The sequence below is a fragment of the Mesorhizobium sp. P2_E6 genome, assembly GCF_056403835.1.
This window is the reverse complement of the sequence record NZ_JBFUEQ010000003.1, coordinates 354,353-367,307: the sequence shown is the minus strand read 5'-3', so window position 1 is coordinate 367,307 and position 12,955 is coordinate 354,353. Positions and strand designations below refer to the sequence as shown.

At 62.6% G+C, this 12,955-nt stretch carries 11 protein-coding genes; 4 read left to right on the top strand and 7 right to left on the bottom strand.

Features of this window, described 5'->3' with window-relative positions; genetic code table 11:
- Window positions 1–78: 78 nt before the first annotated feature.
- The 3 genes from AC1D08_RS09710 to AC1D08_RS09700 all read right to left on the bottom strand — a co-directional run bounded on the left by AC1D08_RS09710 (window position 79) and on the right by AC1D08_RS09700 (window position 2,729).
- A complete protein-coding gene (locus AC1D08_RS09710; RefSeq protein ID WP_095087049.1) occupies window positions 79–528 on the bottom strand; it encodes a response regulator in 450 nt (149 codons plus the stop codon).
- Entirely contained in the window at window positions 525–1,673 is a 1,149-nt protein-coding gene (locus tag AC1D08_RS09705) for a histidine kinase dimerization/phosphoacceptor domain -containing protein (RefSeq protein WP_095087053.1), read from the bottom strand. Before AC1D08_RS09705 ends, AC1D08_RS09710 begins: the two co-directional genes overlap by 4 nt.
- Window positions 1,674–1,820: 147 nt before the next feature.
- On the bottom strand, window positions 1,821–2,729 hold the full coding sequence (locus AC1D08_RS09700) for an EamA family transporter (RefSeq protein WP_457153961.1): 909 nt from the start codon (window positions 2,727–2,729) through the stop codon (window positions 1,821–1,823).
- An 89-nt stretch (window positions 2,730–2,818) separates the two neighbouring features.
- On the opposite strand from AC1D08_RS09700, the gene AC1D08_RS09695 reads away from it, so the two are divergent.
- Window positions 2,819–3,298, top strand: a complete 480-nt coding sequence (locus AC1D08_RS09695) for an Lrp/AsnC family transcriptional regulator (RefSeq protein WP_457153960.1) — start codon at window positions 2,819–2,821, stop codon at window positions 3,296–3,298.
- A 24-nt stretch (window positions 3,299–3,322) separates the two neighbouring features.
- Here the strand turns inward: AC1D08_RS09695 and AC1D08_RS09690 are convergent, their stop codons facing one another.
- A complete protein-coding gene (locus tag AC1D08_RS09690) occupies window positions 3,323–3,520 on the bottom strand; it encodes a hypothetical protein (protein ID WP_095087062.1) in 198 nt (65 codons plus the stop codon).
- 144 nt (window positions 3,521–3,664) lie between these two features.
- Complete coding sequence (locus AC1D08_RS09685) at window positions 3,665–4,150, bottom strand: thioesterase family protein (RefSeq protein ID WP_095087065.1); 486 nt, start codon at window positions 4,148–4,150, stop codon at window positions 3,665–3,667.
- A 205-nt stretch (window positions 4,151–4,355) separates the two neighbouring features.
- Between AC1D08_RS09685 and AC1D08_RS09680 the strand changes: the two genes are divergently transcribed.
- Complete coding sequence (locus tag AC1D08_RS09680) at window positions 4,356–5,768, top strand: FAD-binding oxidoreductase (protein ID WP_477423021.1); 1,413 nt, start codon at window positions 4,356–4,358, stop codon at window positions 5,766–5,768.
- Between the two features lie 106 nt (window positions 5,769–5,874).
- Here AC1D08_RS09680 and AC1D08_RS09675 read toward each other — a convergent pair whose 3' ends face one another.
- Complete coding sequence (locus AC1D08_RS09675) at window positions 5,875–6,093, bottom strand: hypothetical protein (protein WP_477423019.1); 219 nt, start codon at window positions 6,091–6,093, stop codon at window positions 5,875–5,877.
- 143 nt (window positions 6,094–6,236) lie between these two features.
- On the opposite strand from AC1D08_RS09675, the gene AC1D08_RS09670 reads away from it, so the two are divergent.
- Window positions 6,237–7,724 (top strand): winged helix-turn-helix domain-containing tetratricopeptide repeat protein, encoded by a 1,488-nt coding sequence (locus tag AC1D08_RS09670; protein ID WP_477423017.1) that lies wholly within the window; start codon window positions 6,237–6,239, stop codon window positions 7,722–7,724.
- 145 nt (window positions 7,725–7,869) lie between these two features.
- Here the strand turns inward: AC1D08_RS09670 and AC1D08_RS09665 are convergent, their stop codons facing one another.
- Window positions 7,870–8,856 (bottom strand): Dyp-type peroxidase, encoded by a 987-nt coding sequence (locus tag AC1D08_RS09665; protein WP_457153422.1) that lies wholly within the window; start codon window positions 8,854–8,856, stop codon window positions 7,870–7,872.
- Between the two features lie 164 nt (window positions 8,857–9,020).
- Here AC1D08_RS09665 and AC1D08_RS09660 point away from each other — a divergent pair, with 164 nt between their 5' ends.
- Window positions 9,021–12,935, top strand: a complete 3,915-nt coding sequence (locus AC1D08_RS09660; RefSeq protein ID WP_477423015.1) for an AsmA family protein — start codon at window positions 9,021–9,023, stop codon at window positions 12,933–12,935.
- Window positions 12,936–12,955 lie beyond the last annotated feature (20 nt).

Sequence of the window (12,955 nt, the reverse complement as noted above, 5' to 3'; positions counted from 1 at the left end):
TCATCGCGGTAACGCCGCGCCGCTCGGATTTGCCTTAGGGAAAGCGCTACGCGCTTTCCCGTGCTCCAGCTTTTGGAGTCAGGCACCTGAGGACGCCCAGACGGTTTCGAAGGCCGGCGACAGCGTGAAGCCGGACGGCAGCACCGAAACGGGCGGCGGACGGCGCACGCCTTCCTGCAGATAGCGTAACGCGGAGGTCAGCCCGTTCATCGTGTAAGGTTTGGCAATCACGCCGATCGCGCCTGCGAAATGATCGGGAATACGTTTCGGGTTGGCGGTCATGAACACCACCATGGCGTTCTTCTTCTGGCCGATATATTCGGCCACTTCGACGCCGGTCGGCCCGTCGGTCAGATGAATGTCGACAAAGGCGATGTCGGCGGCCGTTGTATCCACCATGGTCCTTGCTTCGGTCAGGGAGGTCGCCCAGCCAACAACGCTGTGGCCGGCGTCCTCGACAAGGCCTTCCAGTTCCATTGCCAGCAGCGCTTCGTCTTCGACGATCAGGACCTTGAGCGGTTCAATCATGACACATTCCCTTTTTGCTGCGGTTCGTTCGGCATCGAGATGATAACTTTGGTGCCGGGGCCGGCGTCGCGCCATTCGATGTCGGCGCGCAGCTGACGGGCCAGCGACTTGATCAGCCGCATGCCGAAAGACGCGTCGCCGCTGGCATCAGCCATGCCGACCCCATCATCGGACACCTCGATGTTGAAGTGGCCGTCAGGCTGGCTCATCTTGATGCCGATGCGTCCCGCCCTCGTGCCGTCCGGCTTTTCCTTGAAAGCATGTTTTAGCGCGTTGGTGACAAGCTCATTGACCATCAGGGCGACGGGCGTTGCCTTTTCAGCCGAAATGACGATGGGTTCGAGGTCGAGGGTCGACTTGATCTCCGAACGTCCCGAAGCCGTCAGCAGGTCGGATACGAGATCCCTGGCGAAATCCGAGACGTCGAACCGGCTAACGTCCTTCGACTGGTAGAGCCGGCGGTGGACGGTGCTCAGCGCCTCGATGCGCGCCAGCATGGTAGACAGCGACTGCTTGGTCGATTCGTCCTTCATGGTCCGGCTCTGCATGATGATCAGTGAGGAGATCATCTGCAGGTTGTTCTTCACCCGATGGTCGACCTCGTGGAGAAGGGTTGTCTGCGCCTCGAGTGCGGCTTCAAGCTCGCTGGTGCGTTCCTGTACTGCCTTCTCGAAGCGGTCCTTGTCCGCTTTTACGCGATGCTCCGAGCTCTTGCGGTCCGAGACGTCCAGTTGCGAGGCGAAAAAGAACTGCAATTCGCCTTTGTCGTTGGAAACCGGACTGATGTAGAGCGCATTCCAGAAGCTGGAACCGTCCTTGCGGTAGTTCAGAAGATCGACGGCGATGTCGGCTCGATCTTCGATCGCGGCGCGCACCTTGTCGACGGCGGCCTTGTCGGTCTTGGGTCCTTGCAGGAAACGGCAGTTCTTACCCATGACCTCGTCGCGCTCATAGCCGGTCAGGCGCAGGAACGCGTCATTTGCAAAGACGATCGGATTGTCCTGTTGCCGGGGATCGGTGATGATCATCGACATGCGTGTGGCGCGAATGGCGGCGGCGAACGGATCGCCCTTGCCGTGTTCTGCATGCAGATCGTCTGTCATGCGCCAGGCGTCAGCCGGTTCCCTGGTCCGTTTCCAGTCCATTTCTTTCTAACTCCAAGCCGTTTCGTGGGGACCAACGGCTCAGGAGTGGAAATAGTTCAATCTTGAGCCGTTTTATCGCGGTCTGGCGAATCGCGGAACTCAAGAGTTGTTGATTTAAGTCTTTGATAATAAACTGTTTTATTCAGCTTATCTGACGCCTGCGGGTTTATGCAAGGCAACGCCAGCGACGACCAAAATGATGCCGAAGCAGTCAATGAGGCTCGGAATCTGGCGCAAGACGATGACGCCGATCAGCGTCGCGGTAACCGGCAGCAGCGACAGCATCAGCGCAAAGCTGGCGCGCGGCAGCCGCGACATGGCGAGCTGGTCGCAGATGTAGGGAATGACCGACGAGCAGATGCCGACGCCGATGGCGGCGAGCAACAGCAATGGTGAGAAAAGAGCGGGCAACGCGTCGGTGAGGCCGATCGGCAGCACGACGATGAAGGCAATGGCCATCGCCGCGCCGAGGCCCGCGATGCCGTCGCCTGCGCCCGCGCGGGCGACGCGGTGGCCGAGCACGATGTAGCCGACGAACAGCGCGCCGTTGAGGAAGGCCCAGAACAGGCCAAGCGGATCGCTCGACCATTTGACGTCGATGAGCAGCAATGTGCCGGTGACGGCAATGGCAAGCGCTGCGAGATTGCGCGGGCTTCTGAGGCCGATCAGCGCGATGCCGATGGTGCCGACGAATTCGATTGCCGCCACCAGCGAGATCGGCAGGCGGTCGAGCGCGAGGTAGAACGAACAGTTCATCACCGCCAGGCAGGCGCCGAAGGCCAGCAACAGCAGCCGCGTCGAGCGATCGGCGCGGGCGAAGGTTCGCCATGGACGGGTCAGTGGCGCGAAGACCAGGGCTGCGGTGGCTATCCGCAGCCACGCCATGCCGAGCACGCCGACATGCGGGAACAGCAGCACGGCGAATGCCGGCCCGAGATAATGGAAGACGGCGCTGACGCCGAACCAGACATGCGGCGGCAGTCTCGTCGCCAGCCCGCCGAGGGTGGGGCCAGCACGGGCAGCGCTTGCCGCGAGAGCTTGCGTTTGATCATCCATCGGATCAGTATCGCAGGCAGTTTTGTCAATTTATATGGGTGATGATTGCCCCTTCTGACTAGCTTTCGCCTGGAAGCAAGGAGATTTCCTTGAAACGCCTTCGAACTGAAAGCGCCGACCTCGATGCGGCGGATATGAAGATCCTGCTGCTGCTCGAAAAGGACGCTCGCGTCAGCACGGCGGAGCTTGCACGCTCGGTCGGCCTGTCGGCGCCGAGTGTCGCCGAGCGCATCAAGCGACTGCAGGAGAGCGGCGTCATCGAGGCCTATTCGGTCAGGATCAACCCTGCCGCACTTGGCCTGCCGCTATCGGCATGGCTGCGCATCCGTCCCGTGCCGGGGCAACTGGCTGTGGTGGCCGAGATCATCCGCGAGCTGCCGGAGATCGCGCAATGCGACCGGGTGACCGGTGAGGACTGTTTCATCGCGCTGGCGCATGTCGGCTCCGTGGCCGAGCTCGAACGGGTGATCGACCGCATCATTCCCTACGCGATGACCAACACGGCGATCATCCAGTCGTCGCCGGTGGTGGCGCGCTCGCCGCTGGGAGCGGTGAAACGCCAGTCTTGAGGGCGAGGATGTCGGTTTGAAGATTTATGCGTGGCCGCGCTTCATGCGCGCCTGCTTCAGGATGGCGCGCCAGCGGATCATGTCGAACGGGATCGGCTCGTTGTTGTTGGCGATGTGGAAAATCTCGTTGTTGACGTTCTTGAGCGAGCGCCAGAAATCATAGTCCGTGATGCGCGGATCGGCTACCAGCCTGTCCACTTCGACCTTGATGTCGGTTTTCATGCACGTCCCTCGAACCGGCTTCGCCCGCCGCCCGTATCGCAACCCATGCGGACCGTTCTCGACCGCTCCGCTGAGTCGTTCAATGGCTCAATTGGCTTGTTCCCGTTAAAACCTCGGTAAGGTTAACGTGGGCGTCGAGTCGCTTCAAGCGGTCTTGCGACGAATCCCGATCGAACGGCCGGCGCGCTCCGGCATCGGCAGCGCCGAATGGGCGGCGCGCATGGCTTCGACCTTGGCAAGCACATCGGCGGGAAAGGGTGCCACCTTCGGCCCGGACATGTCGACATGCAGTGAAAGCGATTCCGATGTGGCGGCCAGCCAGCCGTCGACGTGGCGGATTTCCTGGTAGACCCGAAGCCGCTTGTCGTCATGGTCGATCAGCTGGAAGGTGACGGTGACCTTGTGCTCGAGATGCAGCTCCTGCACGTAGCAGACATGGACTTCCGCCGTGTAAATGGTGAGGCGGCGGTCCCTGGCGTAATTCGGCCCCATGCCCATCGCCTCGAAGGCGTCGTCCGAGCAGCGGTCGAACAGCACGTTGTAATAGGCCATGTTGAGATGGCCGTTGTAGTCGATCCAGTCCTTCTCGATGTCCATCGGTTGGGAGACGAAGGGGGCGGGAATAGGCATCGAAACTTCCTTGTTCTGGTGCTGGACAGACTGTTGCCGGTGAGACTAGATCGGTTCATCGTTTCACGGAAACGCCGAACTGCTCTATCTCCTTGTTTGACGCAAATCCGATGGAAAGCCGCTCCACGCCTTTCCTGGGATTGCCGAGCGCATCATCCATAGATGCACAACAAGGGTGCGCGCTGGTCCATTCGCGGAGGAATTCATGGCTCTGAGCGACCTCAATCCGGTCGAACGCAACGAGGAAGGCATCGCGGCGGTGCTCGGCATCCTCAAGCAGCGGCTCGGCGAGCGCTTCCAGACCGGGCAGGCCATCCGCTCCCAGCACGCCCACACCACCACCTATATTCCGACGCAGGCGCCGGATGGCGTCGCCTTCCCGGAGACGACGGCCGAGGTGCAGGAGATCGTGCGCGCCTGCGCCGCGTATAGGGTGCCGGTGATCGCCTTCGGCGTCGGCTCATCGCTGGAAGGCCACACCAATGCGCCGGGCGGCGGCATCTCTGTCGACACGTCGCGGATGAACCGTATCCTGGCGGTCAATCCGCAGGATCTCGACTGCACGGTCGAACCCGGCGTCACCCGCGAGGATTTGAACCGGCATTTGCGCGACACCGGCCTGTTCTTTCCGATCGACCCGGGCGCCAACGCCTCGCTCGGCGGCATGGCGGCGACGAGGGCGTCCGGCACCAATGCGGTGCGCTACGGCACGATGCGCGAGAACGTGCTGTCGCTGACCGCGGTCATGGCCGACGGCGAGACGGTGACGACCGGCAAGCGTGCGAAAAAGAGCTCGGCCGGCTATGATTTGACGCGATTGCTGGTTGGATCGGAAGGCACGCTTGGCATCATCACATCGCTGACACTGAAGCTGCAAGGCATTCCGCAAGCGATCTCCGGCGGCGTTTGTCCCTTCCCGAGTGTCGAGGCGGCCTGCAACGCGGTCATCGCGACGATCCAGATGGGCATTCCGGTGGCGCGCATCGAACTGGTCAATGCACTGCAGATGCGGGCGATGAAGAACTATTCGAAGCTCGATTATCCCGAGAGCCCGTGCCTTTTCGTCGAATTCCACGGCAGTGACGCCGGCGTTGCCGAGCAGGCGGAGACCTTCGGCATGATCGCCGAGGAGAATGGCGGCGGACCGTTTCTGTGGACCAGTGTCGTCGAGGAGCGGACGAAATTGTGGAAGGCGAGGCACGACGCCTACTGGTCGTCGCTGACGCTGCGGCCGGGCGCGAAGGGACTGTCGACCGATGTCTGCGTACCGATCTCGCGCTTTGCCGAATGCGTCACCGAGACCGAAGCCGATATCGCCGAGATGGGGCTGATCGCGCCGATCGTCGGCCATGCCGGCGACGGTAATTTTCACGTGCTGGTCCTGATGGACGTCGACGACCCCAAGGAGATCGTGCTTTCGGAAAAGTTCGTCGCGCGGCTCAACATGCGGGCGATCGCCATGGATGGCACCTGCACCGGCGAGCACGGCATCGGCCAGGGCAAGATCGGCTTCCTGCGCCATGAACTCGGCCACGGCGTCGACATCATGCGCACCATCAAGCAGGCGCTCGATCCGCTTGATATCATGAACCCGGGCAAGATATTGCCTGGAAAATAAGGCGCGGACTTACTACCGCTGGCTCGACCCGGTCGCGGATGACCCAAAGCAGATATCCCGCGCTGACTGGAAGCTTGCGCTGTACCACTCGGCGAGGACTTGCAGGTCACCAGCTGGGATCTCGGCCTTCAAGATCTTCGTTCGGGACGATCGGCGGTTGGCGACGAAGACCGGTGTATGGGTCCAGGTAGGCCATTTTGAAAGCGTCGCCCATCACACGGCATATCGCGTTGAGAGTTGCGCCGATTGCAAGCCTCGGAAAGCCTAGCCGAGGCAGTTTAAGGCGTCGGATGTTAATCAGGACGGTGGTGGAGATGTCGGCCATGGTGTCCTCCAGTGACGGTGAGAATGACACCGTGTCCCACTCAGGTCCTTGGCTCGGACCTGAAAGGTTCTGAACTACCCTGAAGTTCGCCTTCAGGACCGTCTTGGGTTATCGTTGCCCTGGAGGGACGGGTTCTTTTGCAAATGGACTTGGAGTTTGGGAATTATCGTCTGAAACGCGCCGAACGGCTGCTGCTGGGTCCCAAGGGGCCGATGGAGCTGTCGACGCGATCCTTCGACATCCTCGCCACGTTGCTGGAGAGGCCGGACGAGGTGATCGGCAAGACCGAACTCTTCGATGCTGTCTGGCCCGGCGTGGTGGTGGAGGAGAACACGCTGCAGGTCCACATTTCGGCGCTGCGAAAACTGCTGCCCGCCGAGATGATCGTAACCGTGCATGGTCGCGGCTATAAATATGCTGGTCCCAAGCCCTTTGTGGCCGTGGCAGAGGCTACGGCACCGGCCAGAGCATCCATCGCCGTTCTTCCCTTCGACAACATGAGCGGCGACCGGGAACAGGGCTATTTCAGCGACGGGATAACCGAAGACATCATCACCGAGCTTGGCAAGTTCAGGGAGTTCCTGGTCATTGCGCGGAACTCATCCTTCCAGTTCCGTGGCAAGGCGAATGACGTGGCCGAGGTGGCGAAGAGACTTGGCGTCCAGTATGTCGTCGAAGGCAGCGTGCGGAAGATCGGCAACCGGGTGCGGGTCACCGTGCAACTGATCGACGCATCCTCAACAGCTCACATCTGGGGCGAGCACTACGACCGCGAACTCGATGACATTTTCGCCATCCAGGATGAAATCACCCAGATGATTGCAGCCCGCCTCGCCCGGCAGGCGAGAACCGCGATTGCATCGCGCGCCAGGGCCCGGCCGACGGACAACATGTCGGCCTATGAGTTTTACCTGCGGGCGCTGCAATTGGCGGCCGTCTATGACGCCGCACACGAAGCGGAACCGTTTCTGCGCCAGGCGGTAAAGCTCGATCCGCGGTTTGCTGCTGCCCACGCCATGCTCGGCGTTGTCGAGACCCTCAAATTCTTCTGGGTCTACTACAATTCAGATTATCTGCATTCCGCACTGGAGATGGCAAAAACCGCGTTGCAACTCGACCCCGACGGGGCGTATGGCCATCTCGCGACCGGCTTTGCTCTCTTGTACTTGCGCCAATTCAGGCAGGCTGAAATCAGCCTTGACCGTGCGGTTGCCCTGAATCCGAACGACCCGTTCATTCTCAGTATCCGTGCCCTTTTCCTCAATTACACGGACAGGCCGGATGAGGCGCTTGTTGAAATAAACCAAGCCCAGCGCCGCGACCCATACGCTGTGGGATGGTATGAAGACTTTCGCGGCATCATACTGACCACTGCTGGACGATATCGCGAGGCAACGGCCTGCTACGCGAAAATGGCGAGCGTACCGCGGTGGTCGCTCGTTCGTCTTGTCGTCTGCCATTGCGAACTCGGCGAAATCGAGCAAGCGCAAGACGTCCTGGCAAAAGTCAAGGCACATTACCCTGGACTAGGCCTTGACGAGATCGTCGATGCGGAATTGGATTTCTTTGAGGATCCCGCTGTGTGCAGCCGTTACCGCGCCATCCTGGAGCGTGTCGACAGGCAAGAATAAGCGTCTCCCAAGCCGCAGCCCGCTGTGAGCTGTGAGTACCCATCGACCCGTCTCAAGACAACGTGCCGCGTCGGACGGCCCTGCCTTCAACTTGCGCACCTCGCGCAAGGGGCATGCGGTCGGAGGCAAACCAGAGGACGGCGGACTACCGTGCGGCCGCAGGCTTCTCCTGCGCGCCCTGAACAAGCGTTTGCAGCATGGGGCGGGTTGGCGCGAAGAACGTCGTGCCGGTGTGCGGCGTGGAGAAATCGAGCAACCGGTCGTATGCGCCCGGCGGGTCACCGATGTACATTCGCTGCAGCATCTTCTCGGTCACCCAGAGATACCTGCTATAGCCGATAAAATAGGTTCCGAATTCCCGTCGCCCCGGCTGGCCGAACGGCATGTTGTCGCGCAGGATATCGTATCCGTTGCCATCGGCATCCTCGATGGTGGCCAACGACTTGTGCGATTTGCGCGGCGCGGCGTCATCATCGATTTCGATGTTGTCGATCTTGGTGCGGCCGATGATCTCTTCCTGGAGGGGCGTTGGCGTTCGCGCCCACGCATTGAGATCGTGCAGATATTTCTGAACGACGACATAGCTGCCGCCGGCGAAGTCGGCATCTTCGTCGCCGACGAGCGCCGAGGCGGGCAGATCGAGACCGGTCGGGTTGGCCGTGCCGTCGACAAAGCCGAGCAGGTCACGCGCATCGAAATAGCGGAAGCCCGAGACCTCGTCGACGACCGTCACGCCGTCGCCAAGGCTGTCGAGCAGGATGCGCTCGAACTCGAAGCACATGTCGGGGCGTTCGGACCGGATGTGGAAGAGAAGGTCGCCCGCTGTCGACGGCGCCGAATGAACCGCACCCTTGATCGGCGCAAACGGTCTCAGTTCCAGCGGCCGCCGGTCTGGAGAGAGACGATCCCAGAGCGCGCGGCCGATGCCGGCAATGCAGGACAGGTGGCCGGACAGGTCACGGAATCCGACAGTCTTGACGAGATCGTCAAGCCCGCCGAGCACGGCCGCGACCTCGGCCAGGGCGCTTTGCTCGCTGGCGACGGTGACGACAAGAAAGACCGCCGACAACGATAGTGGAGCGTCGACGCTCTGCGCATCGATCGGCACGCGGTCCCAGTTCTTCCCTGACATCCGAAAAATCTCCGCTTTTCCAGGATTTGTTTCAGATCATCCGGCTTCACGCAACTCACGCAACTGCGGATGAGGCATCACGCAACACTGGATGAATTGCCTCTTTATCGACACGCGGATGCAGGTAGAGTGCGGCAGAATTTCAATCAACCCGTTTGGAGCTGATGCTCGCACGTCTGTTCGTGATCTTCGGTGGCCTGTTCGTGCTGGTGCTGTGTGCGGCGCTGGTGGTGCCATATTTTGTCGACTGGACCGGCTACCGCGCCGAATTCGAGCGCGAAGCCAGCGCCATCCTCGGCCGCAAGGTGACGGTGCAGGGCGATGCCACGGCGCGGCTGTTGCCGTTTCCCTCGGTGACCTTTTCCAACGTCACCGTCGCCGGTGGCCCGAATGGTCAGCCGGCCATGACCGTCGAGACGTTTTCGATGGATGCGGAGCTGGCGCCCTTCCTGCGTGGCGAGGTGCTGATCTTCGACATGCGGCTGGTGCGGCCGCAAGCGACCATCGATATTGCCAGCAACGGTACCGTCGACTGGGCGATGCGGCCGTCCTCGCCCTTCGACCTCAACCAGATCTCGATCGAAAAGCTGACGGTAACGGAAGGGCAGATCAAACTCAGCCATGCCGCCGGCGGACGCAGCCATCTCATCTCCGAGATCAATTCGACGATCTCCGCCAAGTCGCTGGCCGGGCCATGGCGCATGGACGGCACACTGCGGCTCGACGGCCTTCGTACCACGGTCGTGGCGTCCACTGGCAAGGCCGAAGGCACCGGGCAAATGCGGCTTCGGCTGAAGGCCGATCCCGATGCCTATCCGCTGGTCATCGAAACCGACGGTAATGCAGGCATCGTCAAGGGTGCCGCCGTCTACTCCGGCCAGTTCAAGATCTCCGGTGCCGACAAGAACAGCGCCGCGCTGCGCGGCAACGACGGCGAGACGGTGAAGGTCAGTGCTGGCAAGCCCGATCCGGGCTTTCGGCTGAACGGCAAGTTTTCGCTCGACCACCAGAAGCTCGGTGTCGACGAATTCCGCTTCGAGACGGGGCCTCTCGACAATCCCTACACCGCCGACGGCAAGGCTTCGGTCGATCTCGGCCTGAAGCCGAGCTTCGCCATCGAGGCCAGTGGCGCGCAGGTGCAGTTCGACGAGGCGGTAGGCGCCGAGGCCGGCGCCGGCGCGACGCTCGACCAGCGCATCGCGGCGCTTGAGCAAGCGTTGCACGAGCTGCCGAAGCCGACCATACCGGGCACCGTCGAGGTCAAGCTGCCGGCGGTGGTCGCCGGCGACACCACGGTGCGCGACGTCCATCTTTCCGCCCAGCCGACCGATGGCGGCTGGTTGGTGGAATCGCTCGCCGCGACACTGCCTGGCCGCACCACGCTGGAAGCCAACGGCATGCTCAGCGTCGAGAATCATTTCGGCTTCACCGGCTCGCTGCTGCTGGCCGTGGCGCAACCTTCTGGCTTTGCCGCCTGGCTGTCGAAGGATGTCGACGAGGCGATCCGCCGACTGCCCGCCGCCGGTTTCAAGGCCACGGTCGATCTCACGGAAAAGCGCCAGGCCTTCAGCGATCTCGAATTGATCCTGGGCAAGGCGAAGTTTTCCGGCAGTATCGATTCCAGCCAGCCCGACGATGCCAAACCGTCGGTGCTGATGCGGCTCGAAGGCGGTGAGCTCGATGTCGACGGGCTGGCAGCCTTCGCTTCGATCTTCGTCAGCGACAAGGGCGCCAACCGCTTTGCCGACCGCGACCTGGATTTCCAGATCAAGGCCGGGCCGGTCAGCGCCGGCGGCCTGACCGCCGACACGGTCGATACGGCGCTGAGGCTGCGCGACGGGTTGCTTGAAATCGACCGACTGTCGTTGGGCGGGTTGGCCGGCGCCTCGATCAGCGCCACCGGCCGGATCAAGGATTTTCCGGCAAGTCCGACCGGTAAGCTCGACGCTTCGGTGGTTGCCGTCGATCTCAAGCCGCTGGTCGACGTTGCTGCCCAGCACTATCCCGACAATGCCGTGCTGAAGGGGCTGGCAAGCCGTGCGGCGGCCTATCCCGAGCTGTTCCAGGATGCGCGCGTCGACCTTGTGGCAAGTGCCGCCGACAATGGCGATGGCACTACGGGGCTGGCGGTGAGCGGCCAAGGCAAGGCCGGCGGCTCGGCCTTTTCGGCATCGCTGTCGGGGAAGGGAGCAGCGGACAAGTTGCTCGAAGCGCCGGTGACGCTGACCTTCAACGCCAGGAACCCTGACGCCACCGCGCTGCTGGCGCTCTACGGCCTGCCGGCGCTGCCGCTCGGCATGCTGGGCGAGGCGAGCACGGACGTTCAGGCCAAGGGCACGCTTGGCGGCGGCCTGGCGACGACTTTCAGCCTCGCCGGCAACGACTTCAAAGCCGGTTTCGAGGGAACCGTTGCGGACACGCCGCAAGGGGCTACCGTCAAAGGCAAGCTCAACCTCGATGCCGCCGACATCGAGCCGTGGCTGATGACGACCGGCATCGGCCTGCCTGGCATGGGCGCTGGCATGTCGGCGTCACTCGCGGCGCAGGGCGACTATGGCAACGGCCTGTTGGTGCTGGACAATCTCAGCGGCGCCCTGAACGAGGCGGCGGTGTCCGGCGACGTCAATGTCGAGGTCAAGGACGGCGTGCCGCATCTGGCCGGGGCGCTGGTGCTCGACGAGCTTGACCTCGATCCGATGGCGGTGGCGCTGTTCGGCGATTCCGCTTTCCTTGCCAATAAGAGTGGGGGCGACAAGAATGGTGGCTGGCCGGCTGCTCCGTTCAGCCAGAAATCCAGCCTGCCGTTCACCGCCGACCTCGACCTGACGACGGCGGCACTTGCCGCCGGGCCGTTCGCCACCGCCTATGACGCTGGCTTTTCGCTCAAGCTCGACCAGGAAGGCATCCGGGTTTCGGATCTCAAGGCGAAATTCCTCAATGGTGCGCTGACTGGCCTGTTCGAATTGAAGAACAATGACGGCACCGGACTTTTCACCGGCCAGATGAAACTGGCCGGCGCCGATCTGGCGACCGTGCTGCCGAATGCCGGCATCAGCGGCAATGGTGATTTCTCGACGGCGCTGTCGACCAGCGGCAAGTCGGTCGATGCGATGGTGGCGGCTTTATCCGGCTCCGGCACGGCGGCGCTGAAGGGCTTGCAGGTCGCCGGCGTCAATCCCGATGCGTTCAACGCGTTCCTCGCCAAGGCGGATGCGATCGGGCGCGACATCGATGCGGCCAAGACCGCCGCCTTCGCGCCGCAAATCGCCGCCGATGGCAGTTTTGCCGCCAAGGATACATCTGTCGCCTTCACGGTTGCCGGCGGCACGGTGCGGGCACCGCCGATCAGCCTGGAGAATCCGGCGGCGACCTTGTCCGCCGACATCATTGCGGACCTCAACACAGCCATGGTTTCCGCCAAGGGGGCGATTACCTATCGGCCCGGCGACGACGCGCTGGTCGGCTCCGAGCCGGTCGTGAACTTCACCGCCGAGGGGCCGTTCGGCGCCGTGAAACGGCAGTTCGACAGCGAGCCGCTGGCACAGTTCCTGACCCAGCGCGCGCTGGAAAGGGAACAGCGGCGCGTCGAGGCGATGCAGGCGGCGCTGCTCGAAAAGCAGCGGCTGCGGCGCGAGGTGCGCTACTATGCGGCGTTGCAGGACGAACGCGACAGGGCGGCCGAGGAACTGCGCCAACAGGAGGAAGCGGCGCGGCTGAAAGCCGAGGCTGACGCCAGGGCAAAGGCGCAAGCAGATGCGCAGGCCCAAGCTGAAGCGGATGCAAAGGCGAAAGCCGATGCCGAAGCGAAAGCCCAGGCAGATGCCGAGGCCGCGGCCCAGCAGCAGGCCGCCGACGAGGCAGCCAAGGCGCAGGCCGACGAGCAGGAGCGGCAGAAGGCGGAGGAGGCAAGACGCATCGCCTCGCAGGAAAAGGCAAGGCTCGAGGCCGAACGCAAGGCCGCGCAGCAGGCCCCGAAGGTGGAGCGTGCGCCGCTGCCGGAGGCCAACGACAGCCCGCCGCCGGCCAAGCCGAAGTCCAATCCGTTCACCATCGACAATCTGCTGAAGTCGTTGCAGTAGCGGAAACTACCGCCGGCGCT

Coding starts and splice junctions, on each gene's coding strand:
- AC1D08_RS09710 (WP_095087049.1), bottom strand. CDS start 528: ATGATTGAACCGCTCAAGGTCCTGATCGTCGAAGACGAAGCGCTGCTG.
- AC1D08_RS09705 (WP_095087053.1), bottom strand. CDS start 1,673: ATGGACTGGAAACGGACCAGGGAACCGGCTGACGCCTGGCGCATGACA.
- AC1D08_RS09700 (WP_457153961.1), bottom strand. CDS start 2,729: ATGGATGATCAAACGCAAGCTCTCGCGGCAAGCGCTGCCCGTGCTGGC.
- AC1D08_RS09690 (WP_095087062.1), bottom strand. CDS start 3,520: ATGAAAACCGACATCAAGGTCGAAGTGGACAGGCTGGTAGCCGATCCG.
- AC1D08_RS09685 (WP_095087065.1), bottom strand. CDS start 4,150: ATGCCTATTCCCGCCCCCTTCGTCTCCCAACCGATGGACATCGAGAAG.
- AC1D08_RS09680 (WP_477423021.1), top strand. CDS start 4,356: ATGGCTCTGAGCGACCTCAATCCGGTCGAACGCAACGAGGAAGGCATC.
- AC1D08_RS09675 (WP_477423019.1), bottom strand. CDS start 6,093: ATGGCCGACATCTCCACCACCGTCCTGATTAACATCCGACGCCTTAAA.
- AC1D08_RS09670 (WP_477423017.1), top strand. CDS start 6,237: ATGGACTTGGAGTTTGGGAATTATCGTCTGAAACGCGCCGAACGGCTG.
- AC1D08_RS09665 (WP_457153422.1), bottom strand. CDS start 8,856: ATGTCAGGGAAGAACTGGGACCGCGTGCCGATCGATGCGCAGAGCGTC.
- AC1D08_RS09660 (WP_477423015.1), top strand. CDS start 9,021: ATGCTCGCACGTCTGTTCGTGATCTTCGGTGGCCTGTTCGTGCTGGTG.